This is a genomic window from Pontibacter rufus (assembly GCF_015694705.1).
GTDB lineage: Bacteria > Bacteroidota > Bacteroidia > Cytophagales > Hymenobacteraceae > Pontibacter > Pontibacter rufus.
In genome coordinates, this window is record NZ_JADQDR010000005.1 from 81632 (window position 1) to 106002 (window position 24371).

Here is a 24371-nt window from a genome sequence, read left to right on the forward strand (position 1 = left end):
GACCTTGCTTCAGGATGTATAATTCCGCAGCGCCTCCTGCAGGCGGCTGTTCAGGGCCTCAAAGAGGCGGTAGCCGCGGCTCAGCAGGCTCACCTGGTGGCCATTAAGTAAGTATAAGCTCGGGAAAGCGTTCGCCTGCAAGTGGCGGGCAATCAGGAAATCCTGCTGCGTTTTTTCCAGCATCAGTTCGGAGTTAAACATTTCCAGAAATTCTTCCTCTGTTACATCAAACTGCGTAGCAATGGCAGCCAGAATAGCGGGTTGCGTTACATCGCTGCCCTGGGCGTAAAAAGCGTTTTGGATTGCCTCGGCCATCTCCAGTTCGGCTTCTGGTTTCAGGTAGCGCATGGTTATTACTGCACGGCAGGCAGGTTCCGTATCATACACAAAGTCGTTGCGCTCCAGCAGGGTATAATTGAAGGGCTGCTCTGTCGCCTTTTCAACTTCCTGCCAGTGATGCCGGATGCTGTCGCGCATGCCTGTATCCATCGGTTTGGTAGTGCCGGGGCGCAGACCGCCCATCACCAGCTTGAATTTTAGCTTATCCTCTTGCGCCTGTTTTAATTTTTGTAATTGCGGTGCAAAACCATAGCACCATGAACACATAGGGTCCATTACATAAATCAGGTGCGGCACATCCAGCAAATTGTATTGTTCCATTATCTTATTTATCTCCGGCAAATTTATGATTTATGCTGCACTCGCCTGTTCTAAACATTGACGGCAATGCAGCCCCGCTCCTCTGTTGAAATTATGGCGCGAGCAGGGCATCCAGGAAACCGATTTCTTCATCCTTCTGCCTGAACACAGTCAATGGAATGTCCATGTCGTGGCGCAGCACCTTTTCGGTTACGCTGCCGAGTACAAAAAATGCGGCTGCCGTCATGCCTTTGGCGCCTATTACCAGCATATCCGCTCCTACCCGCTTGGCCTCCAGCACAATCAGTTCACCAATACCAGCATCATGCTCCTGCCGCACCAGCCTGAGCGTGGCTATCTCCCGCAACTCCGGAAACTGCAGTACCAGCTTTTCATACTTCTCTTCTGCAAAGCCGCGCATCCGCTCATCGAATGCCTCATAACTCATGCCCAGCGTGCGGTAGCCGGTGGGCACCTCATATACATGCAGGCATACCAGTTCTGCGCCGGAAGGCTTCACCACCGATTCCAGCAGCCTTTCCAGCGCCAGGTTGCTATAGTCAGAAAAATCTGTGCTGATGACAATGCGGCGCAGGCCGGGGGCAAACATTTCAGGTACGAAGAGTATGGATATACGGCCGCTTCGGAGCAGTTTATGGGCAAGTACCCCGCTGCCGTGCAGGCGCAGTTTGCGGCCAACGAGCATCAGATCTATCTGCTTTATCTGCGACCAGTGTAAAAGTTCCTTCAGGGGCTTGCCCTCTTTTACCAGAATCTCAACTTCGGTACCTGTACTTCCCTGGAAAGCATGCTGCACTTTTTCGTTTATCCGCCGCTTCATTATTTCGTCTGCAGGCGCCACCGGCTCCAGCCCCTGCAGCAGTTCTTCGGGCAGTTCCAGGCTTTTTTCTACATGTATAAAGTATACTTTCGAGACGCCCAACTGCCGGCAGATAAAAGCGGCATACGGTATCAGGGTGTCATCCATTTCGGTCAGGTCGAGGCCTACCATCAGTCGGTTCAGTGTATTCATCGTATAGGTTTCGGTTCAGGCAATTTGTTTATGTCAGAAGCAAAAAACAGCTCTAAGCATAATACGGTAATTGTCCCTTTACCTTTGCAATTTCGCCCGTTTCCTGTATTCTATCCTACATGATTTTTGCTGAAGCTGAAAAAATGCTTCAGCGAATAACTAATCGTGTATTACAGAGAAGCATGCACAACGCGGTAAATGCACTGCTATGAGGTATGACTGGGGTGCGGATGTTGTATAAACGGCCTGGCAGGTTCAGCATACGTGGCCAGGGCATCCACAGAAGTTAGTTCCTGATAAGGATAAGAAAGTGCTGTGAGACGGCCGCCAAAAACGCAGCCGGTATCCAGGTTAATGGTATTGTTGCGCCAGCGGGGTGACAGCACAGGCGTATGCCCGTATACCACAATGGCCTTGCCGCAATAGTCTGCTGCCCAGTCGAGACGCACCGGCAGGCCCTTTTCGTCTTTGTCACCATTCACAGGCCCATACAGGCACAGCGCCCGCACGCCTTTTGAGTTGCGCCCGTGCAGGCGCTCCTCCAGGCCTGCATGGGCTACTACCAGGCGTCCTTCGTCCAGTATCAGGTGGTGGGGCAGGCTGCCAAAAAAGGCTTTCACCCGTTCACGGAAAGCTGTATCGTAAGCAGATAATTGGGCTACTGTCAGTTCCAGTCCGTGGCGCACCTGCACCTGGTGGCCCAGCAGCAAGCGGTATAATTTATCATCGTGGTTGCCGGTAACACAATAAGCGAGTCCCTGCGCCACCATGTCCATCACCAGGCGCAGCACTTCCGGGGAGTTCGGGCCGCGATCTGTCAAATCACCCAGAAAAATGGCTTTATACCCTTCCGGGGGAATTACTGCATAGCGCTGTTGTGCGTGCTCGAAATACACCTCATAACCTAACTTGCGCAGCAAAGCAAGCAACTCGTCCAGGCAGCCGTGTACATCCCCGATCAGGTGAAAGGGGCCTTGCTCCTGCTTCACGTCGTGATAATGCCACTGTTTTTCGGTTTCACTTATCATGGGTATACTCTTAGAACCTGCGCGTTATAAAAAGCGTCTTTTGCTATAACAGGTAAATGCAACGCCTGGTTAGGCTTAGCTTGGTTTTTTATAGCTGTTATCCAAAAGTATACCAGATAAAGGTTGAATAGGGGGCACTGTATCACTAATTTTACAGGCTGCGACCAAACCCGTCCGAGGTTGTACATGAGCATGTCCTACTATAAAAGATATAAAATTCCGCTTCTCTGGCTGCGCCGTCATACTTCCAGCCGTGAATTTATACTTCTGTCCAGTGTTTTGGTCGGGTTTACGGCAGGCATGGCAGCTGTTATACTTAAAACAATTGTCCATTACATTTACCTATTGCTGGCCTACAGCGGGCACCTGCTCGACAGGCCCGGCTGGCTCGTTGCTTTACCTATTATCGGTATCCTGCTCACGGTGCTGGTGGTTCAGACGTTTTTCAGGGGCAAAGTGGAAGGAGGCACCGCCGGTATTCTTTTCAGCATCTCTCAGAAATCCAGTATTATACGCCGCAGCAAAATGTACTCGTATGTTATCACAAGCGGGATTACCATCGGGTTTGGCGGCTCTGCGGGCCTGGAGTCGCCAATTGTGGTAACAGGCTCTGCTATCGGCTCTAACTATGGCCGCTCCTACCACCTCAATTACCGCGAACGTACCCTGTTACTGGCCTGTGGTGCGGCAGCGGGCATAGCGGCCGTTTTTAATGCACCTGTAGCCGGCGTGCTGTTTGCCATTGAAGTACTGCTCACCGACATCAGCATCTCTGCCTTTATCCCATTGATAGTTTCGGCAGTAGTCGGCACCTTATGCTCCAAGCTTATTTTAGAAGAAGACCTGCTGTTTTTTGTAGGTATGATTGTACCCTTCAAAGCTGCCAATATTCCGTTTTATATGTTGCTGGGCGCACTCACCGGCCTTATATCCGTTTATTATACCCGCACCGTGCATCGGATTGAGGAAGCTTTTGAGCCGCTTGCCAACAAAGTATACAAGCGCGCCCTGGTTGGCGGTTTGTGCCTGGGTTTGCTCATCATGCTGTTCCCGCCACTTTTTGGTCAGGGCTACGAAACGGTAAAACTGCTTCAGCAGGACAAGGCGGAGTTGCTGCTGAAAGGCAGCTGGCTATCGTTTTTCGGTACGAACGAGTGGGTGGTACTATGCTTTACGGGAGCGCTGGCACTGGTAAAAGTTGTTGCATCCACCTTAACCATAGAAGCAGGCGGCAAAGGCGGCAATTTCGGGCCGTCAATGTTTGTGGGCGCCTATGCCGGATTTTTCTTTGCCAAACTCACCAACCTGCTCCAGGTTAGCCATGTGCCGGTAAGCAGTTTTACCATGGTGGGCATGGCCGGTATCCTGAGTGGCGTGATGCATGCCCCGCTGATGGGTATCTTCCTGATAGCTGAAATTACGGGCGGCTATACTTTGATGATTCCGCTGATGGTGGTGTCGGCGACATCTTATGCGGTAGTGAAATATTTTGAGCCTTACTCGCTAGAAGCCAAAAAGCTGGCGCAGAAAGGGCAGCTGCTCACCAGCAACAAAGACAACACCGTGCTGCAGATCATGAAAATCCGTCCCCTCATCGAGTCAGAGTTTCAGCTGGTATCGCCCGATGCCTCGCTCCGTGAACTGGTAGAGGTGATAGCGCATTCCAAAAGAAACATTTTCCCGGTGGTCAGCGCAAAGGGCAAGTTGGAGGGCATTATACTGCTGGAGGATATTCGCGAGATTATGTTTAAAACCGAACGGTACGACACCGTTAAAGCAAAAGAACTGATGGTGCGCCCGCCCGACGTGGTGCAGCATGATGACAGCATGGCCGTTGTAATGAAGAAATTTGATGAAACCGGCGCCTGGAACCTGCCTGTACTGGAAGGAGAAGTATACCTGGGCTTTGTTTCCAAATCGAGTATCTTCACCAAGTATAGAAAGCTGCTGATTAAGACAACGAATATATAGCTGGATCAGAAATATATTTCTGCCTCTCTGCTGCAGCATGACGCACCACTTCCTGCTTTACGACAATAATCCAATTGACAGGGAAGCTACTTTCTGAATGGCTGAATGAGGACGCTATAGCCTGGATCTCGTAAAACCAGTTATGAAAACGGCAATCGAAATACGAAATAATGAACTCTCCCAAATGGCTCGACCGCATCCTCTACCCTTTCGCGCATCATACGCTGCAATTGGATAGTGGGCAAATGCATTATGTAGATGAAGGTAAGGGAGAACCCGTTGTTTTTGTGCACGGCACACCTACCTGGTCCTTTTTATGGCGGCAGCAGATAAAATCGCTTTGCCGGGAGTTCCGCTGTATTGCGCCTGATCACCTCGGTTTCGGCTTATCGGATAAACCAAAGGATTTCAGCTATACCCCGGAAGCACATGCCAGCAACCTGGAGCAATTAATAACGCGCCTGCAGCTCAAAAACATCATACTGGTGGTACACGATTTCGGCGGCCCGATTGGCCTGCATTATGCCTTACGCCACCCGGATAATGTGAAACGAATCGTGCTACTGAATACCTGGATGTGGAGCCTGGAAGAAGAGAAAAGGATCAGGCAGGTAAGCCGTTTTATGCGCAGCAGTATTGGCCGGTTTTTATACCTGCAAATGGCCTTTTCGCCCCGCATACTGCTGCCGCAAGGTTATTACCAGCACAAGCACCTGACCAAAGATATCCAGCGCCATTATCACAAGCCTTTATCCTCCTCAGCCAGCCGGCTGGGCACCTGGCGCTTTGCTGTGGCTTTGCATGAGGCGAACCTATACTTTGCACAACTGTGGGCGCAGCGCGACAAACTGCATCGCATCCCTATACTTTTACTTTGGGGAGAAAAAGACAAACTCCTGCCGTTGCATTTCTTAGATACATGGCAACAGGCATTCCCTGAGGCACGCGTCGTTAGGTTCAAAGCCGGGCATTTTCTGCAGGAAGAGCGGGGCAGCGAAGTAACAGCGGCAATAAAGGATTTTATTCAGGAATAAGACACTTGGACAGTATAGACGCATAATATTGCGTCTATACGAATAAAGCTAAAGCTCGCTATACTTTACATAAATATTCAACCTGTTATTTCTTGTGCCGCTCCTGCAAAACAGCTACTACATCTTTCAGCTCCAGGCCTGTCGCAGCCAGCAGCACCAGCAGGTGGTAAAGCAGGTCGGCGGCTTCGCCTTTCATGGTATCCAGCTTACCGGCTACGGCGTCTATCACTGTTTCTACTGCCTCTTCTCCTACTTTCTGGGCAATTTTGTTTACACCTTTCTCAAACATGAAATTAGTATAGGAGCCTTCGGCAGGATGAGTCTTCCGCTCCTGAATCACATTTTCCAGCTGCGCTAAAAACCGGATTGCTTTGATGCGGTTAGCTGCCGTTTCTTCTCCAAAGCAGCTCGTGCTGCCGGTGTGGCAGGTCGGGCCGTTCGGATTCACTTTTATCAGCAGTGCATCGTTATCGCAGTCTTCGGTTATACTTACCACTTTCAGGGTGTTGCCGGAGGTTTCGCCTTTTGTCCAGAGGCGGTTTTTAGAACGGGAAAAGAATGTAACCAGCTTTTCCTGCTGCGTTTTGTTCAGTGCTTCCCGGTTCATGTAGCCCAGCATCAGCACCTGGCCTGTTGTATTATCCTGTATAATGGCGGGAATTAAGCCGTCTGTTTTATCGAAATCTAAGTTCACCTTTTTTAATTATGAATTAATAATTAGGAATTATGAATGAGGTGCAGCCTTGTGATCATGCGTGAACACGCTTTAATCAAATACGTACGGCGATACCCTGTTCTTTTAAATAAATTTTCAAATCCGGAATTTCCAGTTCCCTGAAGTGAAAAAGACTAGCTGCTAAAGCAGCATCGGCATTTGCCTGCTGAAATGCATCGGTAAAATGTTGCATGGTGCCTGCGCCACCGGAAGCAATTACGGGTATACTAACGGCACGGGCAATTCCTCCGGTAATGTCCAGCGCAAAGCCTGCTTTGGTGCCGTCGTTGTTCATACTTGTCAGCAGAATTTCGCCGGCACCAAGGTCTGCTACCTGCCGGGCCCAGTCCACCGTGGCATGTGCTGTTTCTACGGTGCCGGCCCGGGCGTATACTTTCCAGCCTGTTGCTGCTGTATACCTGGTGTCGATGGCCACGGTCACGCACTGGCTGCCGAAATGTTTCGCCAGCTCTTCTACCAGCCCTGGGTTGCGGATAGCGGCGGAATTGATGGAGACTTTATCGGCGCCGTTTTGCAGCAGCACCTCCACATCAGCTACAGCGCCAATGCCGCCCCCTACCGTAAACGGAATATCAATGTGGCGGGCAATGTCGCGCACGAGGGCGGCAAAAGTTTTACGTTCTTCGTTGGTGGCCGTAATATCCAGAAAAACCAGTTCATCGGCCCCCTGCCGGGCATACCATTTGGCCAGTTCCACCGGGTCGCCGGCATCGCGGATACTTTCGAACTGCACACCCTTTACGCAGCGTCCGTTTTTGATATCGAGGCAGGGAATAATACGTTTGGTCAGCATACGAATCGCGCTAAGTCTTTAAGTTGAATAGTGCCTTCATAAATGGCTTTGCCGATAATGGCTCCTTTCATGCCGATTTCCTGCAGCACTTCCAAGTCATTTATTGTGGTTACGCCGCCGCTGGCAATGATTTCAGCATCGGGCAAGGTCAGTTTCAGGTGGCGGTACGTGTCCAGTGACGGTCCCTGCAGTTTGCCATCTTTGCTCACGTCAGTGCAGATAAACAGTTTTGCACCAGTTTCCACGTAATCCGAAATAAAATCCTGCACCGGATATGAGCTCTCTTCCGTCCAGGCGCTGATGGCGATATTAGCACCTTTATAATCGGCTCCGATGATAATCTTATCTGCCCCATATTTCTGCAGCCAGCTTTTTACGGTTTCAGGCTCCCGCAAGGCTATACTTCCTGCTGTAATCTGGCTGGCTCCTGCATCAAATGCCTGTGTGAGCGCCTCCTCCGACTGCAGGCCGCCGCCAAAATCTATACTTAAACGTGTATTGGTAGCTATACTTTCGAGCACTGCCAGGTTTACAGGCTTTTTGGCTCTGGCACCATCTAAATCGACCAGGTGCAGGCGTTTGATGCCATGGTCTTCAAAGCGTTTGGCTACTTCCAGCGGGTTGCTGTCGTAAGTGGTTTGCTGTGCAAAGTCACCTTCTGTCAGGCGCACACACTGACCGCCGATAATGTCTATGGCCGGGATAATCTCCATCATAAGGCTAAAAAGTTTTTAAGGATTTGCGCCCCGGCCGCACTACTTTTTTCGGGGTGAAACTGCGCGGCATAGAAATTTTTATACTGCAAAGCAGCTGAGAATGGCTCTGCATAGGCTGTCCGGGCAATAGTATACTCCGATAGCGGCACATAATAGCTGTGCACATAATATACGTATTCCTGCTCCTGTATACTTTGGAAGAGCGGCGAAGCCATGTTTTCCAGCTGGTTCCAGCCCATATGGGGTACTTTCAGTTCTGTCCGGAAACGCTCTACTTCCAGCGGAATGATGCCCAACAAATCAGTATCGCCTTCTTCGGAGTGGCGGCAAAGCAACTGCATGCCCAGGCAAACGCCGAAAAAAGGTTGCTCCAGCGTGGGCAGCAGTTTGTCGAGGTTACGGGCTTTAAGCTGCGCCATCGCAGACGAAGCCTCACCCACACCCGGAAAAATAACTTTATCCGCCGCTTTTATGGTTTCAAAGTCGCTGCTTAACGTGGCTTGAACGCCCAGCCGCTCCAGCGCAAACCGCACCGACTGCACATTGCCCGCCTTGTAATCAACTATAACGAGGTTCATTTTTTAGACGTTAGATTCTAGATACTAGACAGAATACTATCAGAACAAGTTTATCGACATGGCCCATGTTTACCCGGAGAAGTCTGCTACATTATTTCGCAAACTTCAAAGAAGCAACATTGAAGCGACAATCTAATCCTATGTATCCTATCATCCTGTAAATCCTGATTCAGACAAATAACAAAAAAGCCTGACTCTGTTCGGAGTCAGGCTTTTGGATATATAAGTTTATGCTTTTAGCAAATCCATAGGCAATCGGCTCCGAAACTGTTGCTTCGTGCAGGATGATGGTGCTTATGAGCCAATGTGCCTTTCATATGAGCAAATATAAGCTATCGGCGGTTTAAAGTATAGTTAAATCTGAAAAACTTTAAGCAGCGGCTACAACAGCGTTCCGCTCAGCAGCGAGGCAGCTATGGAAAAGTATATCACCAGCCCGGTTACATCTACCAGCGTAGCCACAAAAGGCGCCGAGGAAGTGGCAGGATCGAGGTTGAGTTTCTGAAGCAGAAAAGGAATCATAGAACCCGATAGCGTTCCCCATAACACAATGCCTATCAGCGAAAAACCTACCGTTAGGCCCACCAGCATAAAGTGTTCGCCATAGTTGTATATCCCGACATACTGCCACGTGACGATGCGCAGCAAGCCAATAGCACCCAGTATCAGCCCGAGCAACAGGCCCGACAGCACCTCTTTCCGCATGACGTACCACCAGTCTGATATTTTAAGTTCGCTGATGGCCATGGCACGCACAATAAGCGTAGCGGCCTGCGAGCCGGAGTTGCCACCGCTGCTGATAATGAGCGGAATAAACAAGGCCAGCACGACGGCGCTGTTCAATTCGTCCTCAAAAAAGCCCATGGCTGAGGCGGTAAGCATTTCGCCCAGGAACAGGATAAGCAGCACGCTCGCCCGCTTGCGCACCAGCGTGAGCAACGGCGTTTCGGTATAAGACAGGTCCAGGGCTTCCAGACCCCCAAACTTCTGAATGTCTTCTGTGTCGCGGCGCTCAATTTCATCAAAAATGTCATCGAAGGTCACAATGCCCACCAGCACTCCTTTTTCCGATACCACCGGCATCACCGCCCTGTCATACTTGTTAAACTGCTCAATGGCCTCGTCGCGGTTCATGGTGGTGGTGAGGCTCACGAACTGGTAATCCATCAGTGATTCTATCGTTTGATCTTCTTCCACCATCAGCAACTTACCGGTGCGGATGTCATCAATCAGCTTGTTGTCTTTGTCCACCACATAAATATGGTTCAGGGTCTCCGCTTTTTTTCCGTAGCGCCTGATGTTGGCGAGTGTTTGTTTTACCGTCCATCCTTTTTTGGCCTGAATGTAGTATGGCGTCATCAGGCGGGCGATGCTCTTTTCGGGGTAGCCCAGCAGGTTCAGGGCAATGCGCTTTTCCTCCGGCGACAGCAGGTTGATAGATTCCTTGATGAGCAGGTCCGGGAAATTCTCGAAGATCTCGGTACGGTCGTCCGGGGCCATGTTCTCCAGCATTTCGGCGGTGTCTGTAGAGCCGAGCTTTTTCAGCACCTCCTCCTGCGTGGAATAACTGAAATAAGTAAACACTTCCGACTTCAGTTCTCCCGGTAAAAGCAGGAAAGCGAGCAGGCGTTCTTTCTCGTTCAGATCTCCCAGCACTTCCGCTATATCGCTGGGGTGCTGCGCCTTCAGGTCGCTAAAATTCAGATCTGCTATCAGTGGCGTCATGACTTGTTTGTAAGATAAACAGCTTGTAAAGATAGTGCAGCACGTGCAACGGTTATATTTCAGGCATCAGCGTTTTCCTGCGATACACAAAAGAGCCTGCCCCAAAGTCGGAGTCAGGCTCTTTTGTTTCTGATTTATACTATAATCACAAAAGCACTTGGCCCCGGATGTTGTCCGGTTTACTACCCGAGGGTATATGCCAAAATGCCGGTCCTTTTTTCACGGACGCAAATTACAATTTATACTTCAAATTTCAGCAGCTAAGTTATACTTTGCTAAAAGCTTTCGCGCAGCTCATACGTTTGCCGCATACGGCGAATCAGGCGCTCTGATTCTTTGAAATCCAGGGTTTGCTGCCCGTCCGAGAAAGCCTTCTCCGGCTTTTGGTGCGTCTCGTAAATCACGCCGTCAGCGCCGGCCATCACAGCAGCCAGGGCCATGTCAGCCACATAATCGCGTAGCCCAATGCCATGCGACGGGTCAACAATGACGGGCAGGTGCGTTTTCTCTTTCAGAACCGGCACCGCATTCAGGTCAAGTATGTTACGGTACGCTTTTTCGTAACCGCGGATGCCGCGCTCGCACAGCATGATTTTTTCGTTTCCGTTGGAGAAAATATACTCTGCCGCCTGCAGCAGTTCTTCTATGGTTCCAGAAATACCGCGCTTCAGCAGCACCGGCTTCTGCGCCTCGCCCAGGGCATCCAGCAAATTAAAGTTCTGGCTGTTGCGCGCGCCTACCTGGAACACGTCTACAAAATCAATCATGTCCTCAATCTGCGATACCTGCATCACTTCGGTAATGATTTTGATGCCATTTTCGCGGCAGATGCGGTGGAACATCTGCAAGCCTTCCAGGCCCAAACCCCGGAAAGCATAGGGCGAACTGCGCGGCTTAAACACGCCACCACGCATAATCTTTACGTTGTTTTCCTTCAGGTGCTCCACCACCAGTTCAATCTGGCGCTCGTCCTCGATAGAACAAGGGCCGGCCATGATGCTGAAACTACCTTCGCCGATAACTACACCATCTCCCAGGTCAATGCGGGTAGGTTCTACTCTCCACTTACGTGAAATAAGTTTATATTCATCCGATACCCGGTGCAGGTCGGCCACGCCGGGCAGCTGCCCGATGGTGCGGATGTCAAAGTCTTTCTTGCCAATGGCTATCAGGTAATGTCCTTCCTGCGTTTTTACTTCGTTGGCCTGGTAGCCGATTTTATGCACCTGATCCAGGATGTTTTGCTTTACGTCAGCAGGTATACCCTGCTGTAATTGTATGATCATGGCTTAATTTCTTATACGTTGAATAAAAGATGCAATATTTTGCTGCAGGCTTCCCTCCTGCGCCAGCGCCTTGATAAAAGCGCTGCCGATGATGGCGCCTCTGGCATGATTGCAGGCCTGCGTAAAGGTATGATTGTCGTGGATGCCAAAGCCAATCATGCCGGGATTGCGCAATTTCATACCTGCCACCCGCCCAAAATAATCCGTATTAACGACTGCTTTGCCATTGGTACTGCCTGTCGTTGAAGCCGACGACACCATGTATACAAAGCCGTTGGTATGGCTGTCGATTTCGCGGATGCGCTGCTCGGGTGTTTGCGGCGTTACCAGGAAAACCTTGCTCAGGTTGTTCTCCTCGAAAAGCTGCTTGTACTCCCGCACATAATCCGCCAGCGGCAGGTCGGGCAGAATGATGCCGTCGATCCCAACTTCGCTGCATTTTCGGCAGAAGCGCTCCACACCATACTGCATTACCGGGTTCAGGTAGCCCATCAATATCAATGGTATCTGCGTTTTCTGACGGATATCTTTTAGCTGTTCAAACAGTTTTGGTATGGTCATGCCGTTGCGGATGGCGATGTCGCTGCTCTGCTGAATGGTAGGGCCATCAGCCAGTGGGTCAGAAAAAGGCATACCAACCTCAATCAGATCTACGCCGTTTTTTTCCAGTTCCAGGATGATGTCCACCGTGTCATTCAGGTTCGGGTAACCGGCCGTAAAGTATACCGACAGCAGTCCCTGCTGCTTTTCGGAGAAGAGGGTATTGATTCTATTTTCCATTGAGTTGAAATCTGTCCAGGTAAGTTGCTAAATCTTTGTCGCCGCGGCCGGAAAGGTTCACCACCACGACCTCGTCGGGACCAGCGCCGATTCTGCCTAAAGCTGCCAGTGCATGGGCGCTTTCCAGTGCCGGAATAATGCCCTCGAGCCTGGTAAGTTCCAGCACCGCCTGCAGCGCCTCCTCGTCGGTTATGTTTTTGAAAATGGCGCGTTTTGATTCAAAAAGGTGTGCATGCATCGGCCCTACACCCGGGTAATCCAGACCTGCTGAGATTGAGTATGGTTCAGTTACCTGCCCGTCTTCGGTTTGCATGAGCAAGGTACGGCTACCGTGGATGATGCCTTCTTTGCCCAGTACCGACGTAGCCGCCGACTCACCTGAATCTATTCCCAATCCGGCTGCTTCTACGGCCACCAGTTTCACTTCGGGCCTGTCGAGGTAATGGTAAAAAGCGCCGGCGGCGTTGCTGCCACCACCCACACAAGCCACCACATAATCCGGGTAATCGCGACCGGTTTTCTCTGACAACTGCGCCATCATTTCCTCTGAAATCACCGACTGAAAACGAGCCACCATATCGGGATATGGATGCGGGCCCACCACAGAGCCGATGATGTAATACGTATCCTCCGGGTTGTTAATCCAGTCGCGGATGGCTTCGTTGGTGGCGTCTTTGAGCGTTTTGCTGCCGCTGGTGGCTGGTACTACAGTGGCCCCAAGCATTTTCATACGGGCCACATTCGGCGCCTGCCGCTCAATATCCACTTCGCCCATGTATACGATGCATTCCAGATCCATTAGCGCACAAACGGTAGCAGTGGCTACACCATGCTGGCCTGCCCCTGTTTCGGCGATGATGCGTTTTTTGCCCAGCCGCTTCGCCATCAGCACCTGTCCTACCGTGTTGTTGATCTTGTGCGCGCCGGTATGGTTCAGATCTTCCCGCTTGAGGTAGATGTTGGTGTTATACTTTTCAGAAAGACGTTTGGCAAAGTATAAGGGCGTAGGCCGGCCTACATAGTCCTTTAAAAGCATCTGCAGCTCCGCCTGAAAATCAGGTTCCTGCATGATTTTCAGGTAATTCTGGCGCAATTCCTCCACATTGGGGTAAAGCATTTCAGGGATATAAGCCCCGCCGAATTTACCGTAGAAGCCATTCTCGTCAACAGCGTATTTCATATTCTTATTTTTTGGACACAAGACGTTAGATATTAGACACAAGACCTACCCCTTATCTTAACAGGAAAAAAATCCCAACTCCCTGTAGGGGAATTTCTGTAAATGTAATCCCCCTCTCCTGTTTTTAGAAGAGTATCAGGGTGAGGTATAACTTTTAACTCTTAATTCTTAACTGGCTGATAAGCCTTTTCAAATCTTCCACCTTTTTCAGGCCTGGCTCCTGCTCAAAACCGCTATTCACATCCACAGCAAAGGGCTTGGGTCTGAGCTTTTCAAAGGCTTCTGTTTGCAGGTTGCCCAGCGTCAGGCCACCACTCAGGAAGTATGGTTTGTCGGATAAATAGCCCTTTAGCAGCTCCCAATCGAAGGTTACGCCGTTACCACCATAGTGCCTGCCCCGCGTATCGAACAGAAAATAGTCGCAGTGGCGCTCGTACAGCAGCATACTTTCAAAAGCAAAGCTGTCATCTACTGAAAAAGCTTTGATTATGCTGAGGCCTGCTTCCTTCAGTTCCTGACACTGCCTGGGTGTTTCGTGGCCATGCAATTGTACCAGATCCAGGTTATACTTCTGCACGGTGGCAAGTATAGCGTCCGTGCTTTCATTCACAAAAACACCAATCTTTTTGATACCTGCCGGAAGCTCCGCCAGCAGTTCGGGCGTAATGCTGCTGTCGGCAAAGCGGCTGGATTTGTCGTAAAAGATAAAACCCATAAAGTCCGGCTGCAGCGCTGCTACCTGCCGGATGTTAGCCGGCTCCCGCATGCCGCATACTTTTACTTTCATTATGCTACCTTTTGTGTCTGTGCCTGCAAGGCTCTGAATTCTTTGATAAACTCCATCGCCGCACGTTCCGGACGAGCGTTATACATGAAGCGTTCGCCAATCAGGAAGCCGTTAAAGCCGGCCTCTTTCAACTCCACCATCACCCGCGCATTCGTAATGCCGCTCTCCGAAATTTTGGTTGTGCCTTTCGGAATGTAATTAGCCAATTCGAACGAAGTGCCGATTTCTGTTTTAAAATCCTTCAGGTTGCGGTTGTTTACGCCAACTACCGTCACGTATTCGTTCAGGGCAGCATCCAGTTCTTCTTTGTTGTGTACTTCCAGCAGCACTTCCAGGCCCAGCGAACGGGCAAAAGCTGCCAGTTCTTTCAGGCGGCCGGGTTCCAGAGCAGCAGCAATCAGTAAGATGGCGTCGGCGCCAATAGATTTTGCTTCTACAACCTGGTATTCATCCACCATAAAATCCTTGCGCAGAATAGGGCAGTAATTATACTTGCGGGCAGTCATCAAATCCTCATTTTTCCCGCCGAAATAGTTGGTGTCTGTGAGGATGGACAAAGCCGAAGCGCCTGCCTGCATGTACCCGATAGACGTGCGCTCAATGGACACATAAGGGTTGATGTCGCCGCGGGAAGGAGATTTGCGCTTGATTTCGGCAATAATGCCGCTCTTGTCCGGGCGCAGCAGGTAATGCTCCAGCGACAGACAGGGTGTTTCGAAGTATAAGCTTTTCTCCAGCAACTTCACCGGGTACAGTTCCTTGCGGCTGGCTACTTCCTTGTATTTATGGGCGATAATTTCGTCGAGTATGTTCATGGTGTTAATGTGCTGATTTTATAATGTGCTGATGCGTTTACCTTTTGTAACTTGAAAACTTACACCATTTGTGCCCTAGGCTATGGCTGGTACATGTATATCTATACAGCGGCCACCATTTTATCATCCTGTACCAGCCTGTTAAACAAAGTATAAGCCCTGCCGGATTCCAGTGTTTCTTTCGCCAGCGCCACGGCGTCCATCGGGCTGAGTTCCGGTCTGGCGCATTGCAGGGCCATTCCGGCGTTTGCAGCTACTACGGCGGTTTGGGCTGCAGTTCCGGAGCCTTTCAGCACATCTACAAATATTCTGGCAGCCTTATCTATACTTCCGCCGCCTTGTATCTGCTCGTGCTGCAATGTGGGCAGGCCCAGCGTTTGTGCATCATAAAGCGCTTCTTTGTTATCAGAAATAACTTTAAAAGGGCTAGTCAGGGAAATCTCATCATAGCCATCCAGGGTATGAATGATGCTGTAGCGGGTGTCCGTTTGCTGGTACAGATAGCCATACATGCGGGCCAGTTCCAGGCTGAATACACCCACCATCTGGCGCTTCGGGAAAGCCGGGTTCACCATCGGGCCCAGCATGTTAAAGAAAGTTTTCACGCCCAGATCTTTCCGGATCGGGCCGACACTTTTCATGGCCGGATGGAATAAGGGCGCATGCAGAAAGCAGATGTGATACTTGTCGATACTACGCTCCAGCGCATTGGTATCGGTGGTAAATTTAATGCCCAGCGCCTCCAGCACGTTAGAGGAACCGCATGACGACGAAACGCCGTAATTACCGTGCTTGGCCACATGCGTACCGGTTGCCGCTACCACAAAAGACGACAGCGTGGAAATATTAAAGGTGTCTTTTCCATCGCCGCCGGTGCCGCAAAGATCGATGGGATCATAAGCATCTAAATCTACACGGTGGCACAGGTCGAGCAAAGCATTTCGGAAGCCTTCCAGTTCGTCTACAGTAATGCTGCGCATCATGAACACAGTCAGGAAACTGGCTATCTGGTGCTGGTTGTACCTGCCGGCCGTAATATTTGCCAGCACCTCTCGGGCCTCCGCCTTGGTCAGTGTTTTATGTTCAAATAAGTGGTTGAGTATCTCTTTCATTTTTGTTTGACAAATGATTTTTTGACAAAAGATATAGGACTCTTACAGCATTACAAAGGCATCTTTTATCCTTTGTCAATAAGTCCATTGTCCAATTTCCTAATTTTCCAGCCAGTTCTTGATGATTTCCCGGCCGTGCTCCGTCAGCACAGATTCCGGGTGGAACTGCACGCCGCGCACATCGTGTGTGCGGTGGCGGATCGCCATAATGTTGCCGGCTTCATCTACGGCAGTGGCTTCCAGGCATTCCGGCAACTCTTTTTCTACTAACCAGGAATGATAGCGGCCTGTGTTAAACTGCTGCGGCACGTTTCTGAAAAGAGGCTCCTGCCCGCACGTTATCTGCACCGGCATGGCCACACCGTGCCATACTTCGTTGCTGTTAAACAGTTTGCCGCCGTATACTTCGCCAATCGCCTGATGGCCGAGGCAAACGCCCAGCAGGCTTTTTTCCGGCCCAAAGGTGCGAATGATTTCTTTCAGCATGCCAGCCTCATCCGGAATGCCGGGGCCCGGCGAAAGCATGATTTTCTGAAAGCCGCTCACTTCTTCCAGCGTGGTTTTGTCGTTGCGGCGCACCGTTACCGTAGCTCCCAGTTCCTGCATCAGGTGTACCAGGTTGTAGGTAAAAGAATCGTAATTGTCTATAACCAGAACATCCATATCAGTTTATTTCTTGAGCTAATTGTAAGGCTTTTCGGAGCGCCATCAGTTTATTGTCCACTTCCTGTAATTCACTTTCAGGATTGGAGGCCGCCACCAGACCGGCGCCAGCCTGGTAGTATAGTTTATAATCTTTGCTCAGAAAAGAGCGGATCATGATGGCGCTATTGAAGTTGCCGTTAAAGTCGATGCAGCCGATGCAGCCGCCGTAAAAGGCACGGTTGGTGGTTTCATACTTATCTATCAGCTGCATAGCCATGTGTTTGGGCGCGCCCGAAAGGGTGCCCGCCGGAAAAGTGCTCGCCACCATTTGCAGCGAATCTTCCTGGCTGTGCAGCTTGCCGGACACTTTTGAAACGAGGTGAATGACGTGCGAGTAATACTGAATTTCGCGGAAAGTTTCAACTTTCACTTCCGAGCCGTTGCGGCTTAAATCGTTTCTGGCCAGATCTACCAGCATCACGTGTTCAGCATTTTCTTTGGGATCAGCCAGCAGTTTTTCGGCCAGGGCAGCATCGGCGGCATCATCGCCCGTTCTCCGGAAAGTACCCGCAATCGGAAAAATGCTGGCCTTCTGGTTTTTAATAACCAGCTGCGCTTCCGGCGAAGATCCGAAGATTTTAAAGCTGCCGTAGTCGAAGTAAAACAAGTAGGGCGACGGGTTGATGGACCGCAGTGCGCGGTACACGTTAAACTCATCTCCCTGAAACGCCTGTGCAAACCTTCTGGAAAGCACCAGCTGAAAGACATCGCCCCGGAAACAATGCTGCTTTGCCTTCTCAATGTTCTTCAAAAAGCCTTCGCTGCTGATGTTGTGCTCTTCTTCGCCGGTCGTTTTAAAAGTATAGCTTGGGATGTTGCGGCTGTTCAGCAGCGCCTCCAGCTGTGCAATGCCGTCGTCCTGCTGGTTATAGTTGTGCGAGAAAATATAAGCTTCGTTGGTAAAATGATTGATGGCGATAATGAAACGATATACAGCATAGTATAAATCCGGGATCTGCAGGCGGTCGGGGCGCAGGTTCAGATCCAGATCCTCATAATAGCGCACCGCATCATAGCTCATATAGCCAAACAGTCCACTATGGATGAAGTTGAATTTCTGCTGCTCCACCATTCCGAAATGCTGTGCAAAAGCGGCCAGTTGCGACGGCACGTTTACCTCTTTCGTAATCGGCGTGTTTTGTACTGTCCCATCCGGAAAAGTCTCCGTCAGCACCTCATTCTCTGCTTTTATACTTGCCAGGGGGCTGCAGCAAATGTAGGAGAAGCTGTTCTCGGCGCCGTGGTAGTCGGAGCTTTCCAGCAGAATACTGTTCGGGTAGCGGTCGCGCAGCTTCAGGTACACGCTTACGGGCGTCAGGATGTCCGCCAGCAGGCGTTTATAAGTGGTGTTGATTTTATACTTGTTCATCGGTTTGGGTGATGGATGGTAAAACAAAAGCCCGCTGTTCAACTGGAACAGCGGGCTTTAAGGCCTTTGGTTATTTGCTATATCTTCATTTCATTTAGTACATAGCAGTGCTGTTCACGGAACTTTCTGTTACGTGCCACCACCATGCCATTTGAAGATGCTGAATCATAATGTCTTTGTATTGCTTCAGAAGAAGTATAAATTTATCCTCTACGTCACAAATGTAAGCGCTAAAACGACAACTCCAAAATTATTTTTATTTTTTTGCCGTGCCTCATACTTTATTAGATTCCCATCAATCCTTACAGGTATGCCCCCACGTATCTAATCAGGGCGAAGGTAGCCATATGATAATCGGGTGGGTTGTAGGGGCATGTTGCTTTTACCTGTATTCAGTTATAACATAGCAGCTAACGTATTAGCCTTTGATTTCGTCGATTGCAGCATAAAGGGTACGAAAGCTTTAATCCTAATAAAATTATATGCGAGCCAATGTTTTATTCTATAATATTTTTTTCGGACGAAATGCTGTTTACTTTTGCCCACTGTTCTTTTAAACAAAACATCAATGAAAACAAACCGGAACGAAATTCTATATAGAAATAATTTTATTGCTGTTGAATTCGATCATGAGAATGACTGGATGTTTGTGAACTGGCGTGGCATTGTGACGCACCACGATGTGGTGGCAGGCTGCGGAGAAATGCTGCACTGCGTTAAAGAACGGCAAATTCTGGATATTCTGAACGATAACACCCATGTGGAAGGGATGTGGTCCGGCGCATCTAAATGGGTTGGGGAAGTATGGTTTCCGGCGCTTCGGGAAGCAGGATTGCAACACTTTGCCTGGGTCTATTCACCCAGCATGCTCAGCCGCTTATCTACAGATAAAACCCTGAAACACATTGCAAAAGCTGACTATATTAAAACTTTTGATGATATAGATTTAGCAGCGGACTGGCTCCACACCTTCAAAATATAAACGTAAAGTAGCTGCAGAAAGCGCAGCAAGCATGCGCCCCTGCAGCAGATATAAAAAACATACTTTCAGAACATACCTATCAGGATTTCACGGGCATTTCATACCTCATTTTCAGGGTATGCATTGTGTGATTTAATTTTTCCTGCCTGCCGCGCAGGTTAAAGTGTGCCCTTGGTGCTTGGAATACTGGTATCCTGCGGGTTCCGCTGCACCGCCATCCGGATGGCGCGGGCAAAAGCCTTGAAAATCGCTTCAATTTTATGATGATCGTTTTGCCCTTCCGCCTTAATGTTCAGGTTTGACTTAGACGCATCACTGAACGATTTAAAGAAGTGGAAAAACATCTCTGTGGGCATATCTCCTACTTTTTCGCGCTTAAATTCGGCCTCCCATACTATCCAGGGCCTGCCGCCGAAATCTATGGCTGCCTGCGCCAGCACATCATCCATCGGCAGCAGAAAACCATAGCGACTGATTCCTTTTTTGTCGCCCAAAGCCTGCAGAAATGCTTCGCCCAGCGCAAGGCCTGTATCTTCTATGGTATGATGTTCATCGATGTGCAAATCGCCTTTTACCTGAATGCTTAAATCCACTTTACCATGCTTGGCGAGTTGCTCCAGCATATGGTCAAAAAACCCGAGGCCGGTATGAATATCCATTTTGCCGGTTCCATCCAGGTTCAGATCTATGCGGATATCTGTTTCGGAAGTCTGGCGGCGGATGCTGGCAGTGCGTTGCGGCAGCTTCAGGAAAGTATAAATTTCGTTCCAGTTATCGGTACTCAAAGCAGCTCCTTCAGCGGCTTGTTCTCCTATAAAGATAGCTTTGGCGCCGAGGTTCTGCGCCAGTTTTATATCCGTTAGCCGGTCACCGATTACGTAGCTTGCTGCCAGATCATACTCCCCGGCCAGGTACTTCTTCATCATGCCGGTGCCGGGTTTGCGTGTTTCCAGGCCTTCGTGCTCAAAGCTGCGGTCGATGAGGATATCGTCAAATACAATGCCCTCGCTTTCCAGAATCTCCAGCATCTTGTTCTGGTAAGGCCAGAAAGTATGTTCCGGGTAGGAATCAGTTCCGAGGCCGTCCTGGTTGGTTACGAGCACAAATTCGTAGTCCAACTCTTGGTATATTTTTACCAGGTTAAAAATAACCTTTGGCACAAAGGCAAACTTCTCAAAAGAATCTACCTGGAAATCTGTTTTCGGCTCTACGAGGATGGTGCCGTCCCGATCTATAAATAATGCTTTTTTCATTTTTTTCGATATTCGTATCACGTATCAAGTAGCACAATTTAAAAGTATATTCGTGCTACTTGATACGTGTGTCGTGCTACGTATTTTAAAATTCTCCTATCGCCTGCAGCAGCTTCTGGTTTTCTTCCAGCGTACCGATAGTGATGCGCAGGCAGCCTTCGCATCCTGCAAGGGAAGAACGGTTGCGCACTACTATCCCTTTATCCAGCAGGTAATTATACAGGCCATTTGCATCTTTCACTTTAACAAGTATAAAGTTGGCTTGTGAAGGATATACTTTTACAACAGTATCCAGTTGCGGCAATGCGTGCAGCAGTAAATCGCGCTCCTGCCTGATTTCTTCCAGCATGTCCTGCAGCGCCTCGGTATGTGCCAGCGCCTGCAGGGCTAAGTCTTGCGTAGCCTGGTTGATGTTGTATGGCGGCTTTATTTTGTCCATTACAGCGATTATTTCTGCTGCGGCGAAAGCAAGCCCCAGACGCAAACCGGCCATTCCCCAGGCTTTGGAGAAAGTCTGCAGCACTACCAGATTCGGAAACTCGTGCAGGCGCGTTGTCCAGCTGGGGTTATCGGCAAAATCAGCATATGCTTCGTCAATCACAGCCAGCCCATCAAAGCTGCGGAGTATGGTTTCTATACTTCCTGCTTCTATCAGGTTTCCGGTCGGGTTGTTGGGCGAACAGATAAAAATGAGCTTGGTAGTTGGCCTTATACTGAGCAGCACCTCCTCTACCGGAATCTGGAAATCAGGGGTAAGCTGCACAGCTTCCAGCGCCACGTCGTTGAGGTTGGCCGACACTTCGTACATGCCATACGTAGGCGGCAAATGCAGCATCGTGTCCTGGCCGGGGCGGCAAACCATCCTGAAAAGCAAATCAATGGCTTCGTCGCTGCCGTTGCCCAGGAAAATCTGTTCCGGGCGAACGCCTTTCAGTTCAGCTATTCTTTTTTTCAGCTGCTTCTGGTGCGGGTCCGGGTAGCGGTTGTAATTGTCGCCGGCCAGGCTGCCAAGACTGTTTTCGTTGGCATCCAGAAACACGCTGGCAGCGCCTTTAAACTCGTCACGCGCCGAAGAATATGCCTTCATCTTCAGCACGTTGGGTCGGATGATCTTTTCTAAGCTAAACACGGTTATAGTAAATGTGCAGATTATCGAAGTATGATATTTTTATAGTATAGGTTTAATTTGCTCACTGCTTAGTTCTTTAAGCCTGATACTTACAGCATGCCTGTGCGCCTGCAGGCCCTCAGCTTCTGCCATGGTTTCGATGGTTTTGCCTATACTTTGCAAACCCGCAGGGCTGATGTGCTGGAAAGTGATTTTCTTTACAAAGCTGTCCAGCGAAACGCCACTATAAGACCGTGCGTAGCCATTGGTGGGCAACGTATGGTTGGTGCCGGAAGCATAATCTCCCGCCGACTCAGGGCTGTAATTGCCCAGGAATACGGAACCGGCATTGGTAATTTCATCCAGCACGCTGGCAAAATCTGAAATAGACAGAATGAGGTGCTCGGGCGCATACAGATTCGAAAAAGCCAGCATCTCTTCCACACCGGACAGCACAATGCCTAAACTGTTTTCCAGGGCGCGGGCTGCAAAGGCGGCGCGGGGCAATGCCTGCAACTGCGCCTGTAGCTCTTTTTCAACGTTGCCTAAAAAGTCTTCAGAAGTAGTAAGCAGCACTACCTGCGAATCGGGCCCGTGTTCCGCCTGCGAGAGCAGATCGGCAGCCACAAAGGCGGGGTGGGCACTTTCATCGGCCATCACCAGCACTTCTGAGGGGCCTGCGGGCAAATCAATGGCTATTCCTGCCTTGCTCACCAATTGCTTGGCCACTGTAACGTACTGGTTACCCGGCCCGAAAATCTTATACACAGCAGGTACGCTTTCCGTACCAAAAGCCATGGCCGCAATAGCCTGTGCGCCACCTGCTTTTAAGATGCGCGTAATGCCGAGCAGCGAAGCCGTGTAAAGTATAGCAGGGTGCACGCTGCCATCTTTTGCCGGCGGCGTGCAAAGTACAATCTCCTTACATCCGGCAATCCGCGCCGGTACACCCAGCATCAGCAACGTAGAAAAGAGTGGCGCGGTGCCGCCTGGTATGTATAAACCCACTTTTTCTACCGCCACATTTTTGCGCCAGCAGCTTACGCCATTCATGGTTTCCACCACCTTTACCGGCTCTGCCTGCTGGGTGTGAAATAGCTGTATATTATTGCGGGCCTGAAGTATAGCCGCCTTTAAATCAACAGAAACGTTATGTTCAGCAGCAGCAATCTCGGCAGAGGTAACAAGCAGGCTTTGCAGCTTTACGCCGTCATACTTTTCAGCCAGTGTTAGCAGGGCAGCATCACCCTGCTCCTGCACCAGCTTAAAGGTTGCGAGAATGCCTGGCTCCAGTTCTTCCTGGTTCTTAACAGGCCGCTTCACCAACTCCGGCCATTTATCTTTAGCTGGGTTAAGTATTCTTTGCATAACTAGATGATCATCTTTTCGATGGGTACAACTAAAATCCCCTGAGCGCCGGCATCTTTTATTTTCTCGATTACCTCCCAGAAATCATCTTCGTTCACCACGGAGTGCAGCGAACTCCAGCCTTCTTCGGCCAACGGCAAAATAGAAGGAGACTTGGTGCCGGGCAATAAAGCGCTGATCGTTGCTATACTTTCGTTTGGAGCATTCAGTAATATATACTTTGCCTTGCTTGCGCGCTGCACCGCATGAATCCGGAACAGCAGCTTCTCAAGTATCTGCTGCTTTTCTGCACTCAGGCTGTCATGCGCAATCAGCACCGCCTCCGATTTAAAAACACGCTCCACCTCGCGTAGTCCGTTGCTTATCAGGGTGCTGCCGGAACTCACAATATCGCAAATGGCTTCGGCCAAACCTATACTTGGGGCAATCTCTACAGAGCCGCTGATGGTATGTATTTGCGCCTCCACGCCACGCTCCTGCAAATAAGCCTGCAATAAGTTCGGGTAAGAGGTTGCGATGTTTTTGCCATTCAAATCCTGAACAGAAGTATAAACAGCTCCTTTGGGTACAGCCAGCGACAAACGGCATTTAGAGAAACCAAGCTTTTCAACGGCCAAGTGCGCTTTGCCTTCCTCTACCAGCACATTTTCACCTACGATGCCAATGTCGGCCACGCCGTCGGCCACGTAGCCCGGAATGTCGTCATCGCGCAGAAAAAGGATTTCCAGCGGGAAATTGGTTGATTCGGTTTTGAGTTTCAGGGAACTGCTGATAAAAGAAATGCCACACTCGCGGATAAGCTCAAGCGAATCTTCACTGAGCCTGCCGGATTTCTGAATTGCTAAACGAAGCATAAAGTATAATTAAGGTCTTGATGGAAAGATAACAAAGTATAACCGCTTTGTCTCAGGGCAAAGTATACATCGGGTATCATAACCCAGAATGGGGCGGTATGTTTCTGTTATTCCTCTTACGAGGAATGATGGAAGTGATGGAAATGCACAGGCGTGGCAACGGATGTTGCCGGAAAAGAAAGGATGCTATATGCCGTTTTCGTGCTCATGCTGCTTTGCAAATGTAGTTTAAGTTTTATACTTAAGCTACATCCTGCCGCATATTTTTGATTTTTATCAGAATAACCAGCTTTGTTGCAACTTTATTGGCTATAACTGTACCTGTTTTCAGTCCCTCAGAGGCAGCTTGTTGCAGCAAACCGGCAGTGTTTAGGTACCGGATGATCAGAAGCCGTATTATCCTACTTACAACAATGTATATTTTTCTTTTTTTTGTGCAGAATCAGCTAATTTGCAGCTGCTAAGAGCGCCTGCGGTTCTCTGGCACAATTTTTTCAGTTGACTGGCTTTAACAACTAT

At 49.7% G+C, this 24371-nt stretch carries 23 protein-coding genes; 3 read left to right on the forward strand and 20 right to left on the reverse strand.

Features of this window, described 5'->3' with window-relative positions; translation table 11 throughout:
• Positions 1-9: 9 nt before the first annotated feature.
• The 3 genes from I2I11_RS10010 to prpE form a co-directional block, all read right to left on the reverse strand.
• Positions 10-660: a DsbA family protein gene (locus tag I2I11_RS10010; protein WP_196267569.1), complete on the reverse strand. Its 651-nt coding sequence runs from the start codon at positions 658-660 to the stop codon at positions 10-12.
• Between the two features lie 91 nt (positions 661-751).
• Positions 752-1672: a universal stress protein gene (locus tag I2I11_RS10015; RefSeq protein WP_196267570.1), complete on the reverse strand. Its 921-nt coding sequence runs from the start codon at positions 1670-1672 to the stop codon at positions 752-754.
• Between the two features lie 206 nt (positions 1673-1878).
• On the reverse strand, positions 1879-2700 hold the full coding sequence (gene prpE / locus I2I11_RS10020; RefSeq protein ID WP_196267571.1) for a bis(5'-nucleosyl)-tetraphosphatase PrpE: 822 nt from the start codon (positions 2698-2700) through the stop codon (positions 1879-1881).
• A gap of 186 nt (positions 2701-2886) precedes the next feature.
• Between prpE and I2I11_RS10025 the strand changes: the two genes are divergently transcribed.
• Positions 2887-4671: a chloride channel protein gene (locus tag I2I11_RS10025; protein ID WP_230680048.1), complete on the forward strand. Its 1785-nt coding sequence runs from the start codon at positions 2887-2889 to the stop codon at positions 4669-4671.
• 170 nt (positions 4672-4841) lie between these two features.
• On the forward strand, positions 4842-5705 hold the full coding sequence (locus I2I11_RS10030) for an alpha/beta fold hydrolase (RefSeq protein WP_196267572.1): 864 nt from the start codon (positions 4842-4844) through the stop codon (positions 5703-5705).
• An 85-nt stretch (positions 5706-5790) separates the two neighbouring features.
• Here the strand turns inward: I2I11_RS10030 and hisIE are convergent, their stop codons facing one another.
• The 13 genes from hisIE to I2I11_RS10095 form a co-directional block, all read right to left on the reverse strand.
• Complete coding sequence (hisIE, locus tag I2I11_RS10035; protein WP_196267573.1) at positions 5791-6399, reverse strand: bifunctional phosphoribosyl-AMP cyclohydrolase/phosphoribosyl-ATP diphosphatase HisIE; 609 nt, start codon at positions 6397-6399, stop codon at positions 5791-5793.
• 76 nt (positions 6400-6475) lie between these two features.
• Entirely contained in the window at positions 6476-7234 is a 759-nt protein-coding gene (gene hisF / locus I2I11_RS10040) for an imidazole glycerol phosphate synthase subunit HisF (RefSeq protein ID WP_196267574.1), read from the reverse strand.
• A complete protein-coding gene (gene hisA / locus I2I11_RS10045; RefSeq protein WP_196267575.1) occupies positions 7228-7950 on the reverse strand; it encodes a 1-(5-phosphoribosyl)-5-[(5-phosphoribosylamino)methylideneamino]imidazole-4-carboxamide isomerase in 723 nt (240 codons plus the stop codon). The genes hisF and hisA overlap by 7 nt, the downstream gene beginning before the upstream one ends.
• Positions 7947-8528 (reverse strand): imidazole glycerol phosphate synthase subunit HisH, encoded by a 582-nt coding sequence (gene hisH / locus I2I11_RS10050; protein WP_196267576.1) that lies wholly within the window; start codon positions 8526-8528, stop codon positions 7947-7949. Before hisH ends, hisA begins: the two co-directional genes overlap by 4 nt.
• A 381-nt stretch (positions 8529-8909) precedes the next feature.
• Positions 8910-10253: a magnesium transporter gene (gene mgtE / locus I2I11_RS10055; protein WP_196267577.1), complete on the reverse strand. Its 1344-nt coding sequence runs from the start codon at positions 10251-10253 to the stop codon at positions 8910-8912.
• Between the two features lie 275 nt (positions 10254-10528).
• Positions 10529-11539 (reverse strand): bifunctional 3-deoxy-7-phosphoheptulonate synthase/chorismate mutase, encoded by a 1011-nt coding sequence (locus I2I11_RS10060; RefSeq protein WP_196267578.1) that lies wholly within the window; start codon positions 11537-11539, stop codon positions 10529-10531.
• Positions 11540-11542: 3 nt separating this feature from the next.
• Complete coding sequence (trpA, locus tag I2I11_RS10065; RefSeq protein ID WP_196267579.1) at positions 11543-12319, reverse strand: tryptophan synthase subunit alpha; 777 nt, start codon at positions 12317-12319, stop codon at positions 11543-11545.
• Positions 12309-13499, reverse strand: a complete 1191-nt coding sequence (gene trpB / locus I2I11_RS10070; RefSeq protein ID WP_196267580.1) for a tryptophan synthase subunit beta — start codon at positions 13497-13499, stop codon at positions 12309-12311. The genes trpA and trpB overlap by 11 nt, the downstream gene beginning before the upstream one ends.
• 154 nt (positions 13500-13653) lie before the next feature.
• Entirely contained in the window at positions 13654-14286 is a 633-nt protein-coding gene (locus I2I11_RS10075) for a phosphoribosylanthranilate isomerase (protein WP_196267581.1), read from the reverse strand.
• A complete protein-coding gene (trpC, locus tag I2I11_RS10080; RefSeq protein ID WP_196267582.1) occupies positions 14286-15101 on the reverse strand; it encodes an indole-3-glycerol phosphate synthase TrpC in 816 nt (271 codons plus the stop codon). The genes I2I11_RS10075 and trpC overlap by 1 nt, the downstream gene beginning before the upstream one ends.
• A gap of 101 nt (positions 15102-15202) precedes the next feature.
• On the reverse strand, positions 15203-16213 hold the full coding sequence (gene trpD / locus I2I11_RS10085) for an anthranilate phosphoribosyltransferase (protein WP_196267583.1): 1011 nt from the start codon (positions 16211-16213) through the stop codon (positions 15203-15205).
• A gap of 99 nt (positions 16214-16312) precedes the next feature.
• Positions 16313-16876 carry an anthranilate synthase component II gene (locus tag I2I11_RS10090; RefSeq protein ID WP_196267584.1) on the reverse strand — a complete coding sequence of 188 codons (564 nt, stop codon included), beginning with the start codon at positions 16874-16876 and terminating at the stop codon, positions 16313-16315.
• Between the two features lies 1 nt (position 16877).
• Positions 16878-18287 (reverse strand): anthranilate synthase component I family protein, encoded by a 1410-nt coding sequence (locus I2I11_RS10095; protein WP_196267585.1) that lies wholly within the window; start codon positions 18285-18287, stop codon positions 16878-16880.
• Between the two features lie 568 nt (positions 18288-18855).
• Between I2I11_RS10095 and I2I11_RS10100 the strand changes: the two genes are divergently transcribed.
• Entirely contained in the window at positions 18856-19269 is a 414-nt protein-coding gene (locus tag I2I11_RS10100) for a hypothetical protein (RefSeq protein WP_196267586.1), read from the forward strand.
• Between the two features lie 158 nt (positions 19270-19427).
• Here the strand turns inward: I2I11_RS10100 and hisB are convergent, their stop codons facing one another.
• The 4 genes from hisB to hisG form a co-directional block, all read right to left on the reverse strand.
• Positions 19428-20522, reverse strand: a complete 1095-nt coding sequence (gene hisB, locus I2I11_RS10105; RefSeq protein ID WP_196267587.1) for a bifunctional histidinol-phosphatase/imidazoleglycerol-phosphate dehydratase HisB — start codon at positions 20520-20522, stop codon at positions 19428-19430.
• An 85-nt stretch (positions 20523-20607) separates the two neighbouring features.
• A complete protein-coding gene (gene hisC, locus I2I11_RS10110) occupies positions 20608-21651 on the reverse strand; it encodes a histidinol-phosphate transaminase (RefSeq protein ID WP_196267588.1) in 1044 nt (347 codons plus the stop codon).
• A gap of 39 nt (positions 21652-21690) precedes the next feature.
• A complete protein-coding gene (gene hisD, locus I2I11_RS10115) occupies positions 21691-22998 on the reverse strand; it encodes a histidinol dehydrogenase (RefSeq protein ID WP_196267589.1) in 1308 nt (435 codons plus the stop codon).
• Positions 22999-23000: 2 nt separating this feature from the next.
• Positions 23001-23852 carry an ATP phosphoribosyltransferase gene (gene hisG / locus I2I11_RS10120; RefSeq protein ID WP_196267590.1) on the reverse strand — a complete coding sequence of 284 codons (852 nt, stop codon included), beginning with the start codon at positions 23850-23852 and terminating at the stop codon, positions 23001-23003.
• Positions 23853-24371 lie beyond the last annotated feature (519 nt).

Coding starts and splice junctions, on each gene's coding strand:
- mgtE (WP_196267577.1), bottom strand. CDS start 10,253: ATGACGCCACTGATAGCAGATCTGAATTTTAGCGACCTGAAGGCGCAG.
- I2I11_RS10010 (WP_196267569.1), bottom strand. CDS start 660: ATGGAACAATACAATTTGCTGGATGTGCCGCACCTGATTTATGTAATG.
- trpC (WP_196267582.1), bottom strand. CDS start 15,101: ATGAACATACTCGACGAAATTATCGCCCATAAATACAAGGAAGTAGCC.
- I2I11_RS10090 (WP_196267584.1), bottom strand. CDS start 16,876: ATGGATGTTCTGGTTATAGACAATTACGATTCTTTTACCTACAACCTG.
- I2I11_RS10100 (WP_196267586.1), top strand. CDS start 18,856: ATGAAAACAAACCGGAACGAAATTCTATATAGAAATAATTTTATTGCT.
- I2I11_RS10025 (WP_230680048.1), top strand. CDS start 2,887: ATGAGCATGTCCTACTATAAAAGATATAAAATTCCGCTTCTCTGGCTG.
- trpB (WP_196267580.1), bottom strand. CDS start 13,499: ATGAAATACGCTGTTGACGAGAATGGCTTCTACGGTAAATTCGGCGGG.
- I2I11_RS10015 (WP_196267570.1), bottom strand. CDS start 1,672: ATGAATACACTGAACCGACTGATGGTAGGCCTCGACCTGACCGAAATG.
- hisA (WP_196267575.1), bottom strand. CDS start 7,950: ATGATGGAGATTATCCCGGCCATAGACATTATCGGCGGTCAGTGTGTG.
- I2I11_RS10095 (WP_196267585.1), bottom strand. CDS start 18,287: ATGAACAAGTATAAAATCAACACCACTTATAAACGCCTGCTGGCGGAC.
- hisD (WP_196267589.1), bottom strand. CDS start 22,998: ATGCAAAGAATACTTAACCCAGCTAAAGATAAATGGCCGGAGTTGGTG.
- trpD (WP_196267583.1), bottom strand. CDS start 16,213: ATGAAAGAGATACTCAACCACTTATTTGAACATAAAACACTGACCAAG.
- I2I11_RS10060 (WP_196267578.1), bottom strand. CDS start 11,539: ATGATCATACAATTACAGCAGGGTATACCTGCTGACGTAAAGCAAAAC.
- prpE (WP_196267571.1), bottom strand. CDS start 2,700: ATGATAAGTGAAACCGAAAAACAGTGGCATTATCACGACGTGAAGCAG.
- trpA (WP_196267579.1), bottom strand. CDS start 12,319: ATGGAAAATAGAATCAATACCCTCTTCTCCGAAAAGCAGCAGGGACTG.
- hisG (WP_196267590.1), bottom strand. CDS start 23,852: ATGCTTCGTTTAGCAATTCAGAAATCCGGCAGGCTCAGTGAAGATTCG.
- I2I11_RS10075 (WP_196267581.1), bottom strand. CDS start 14,286: ATGAAAGTAAAAGTATGCGGCATGCGGGAGCCGGCTAACATCCGGCAG.
- hisF (WP_196267574.1), bottom strand. CDS start 7,234: ATGCTGACCAAACGTATTATTCCCTGCCTCGATATCAAAAACGGACGC.
- hisB (WP_196267587.1), bottom strand. CDS start 20,522: ATGAAAAAAGCATTATTTATAGATCGGGACGGCACCATCCTCGTAGAG.
- hisH (WP_196267576.1), bottom strand. CDS start 8,528: ATGAACCTCGTTATAGTTGATTACAAGGCGGGCAATGTGCAGTCGGTG.
- I2I11_RS10030 (WP_196267572.1), top strand. CDS start 4,842: ATGAACTCTCCCAAATGGCTCGACCGCATCCTCTACCCTTTCGCGCAT.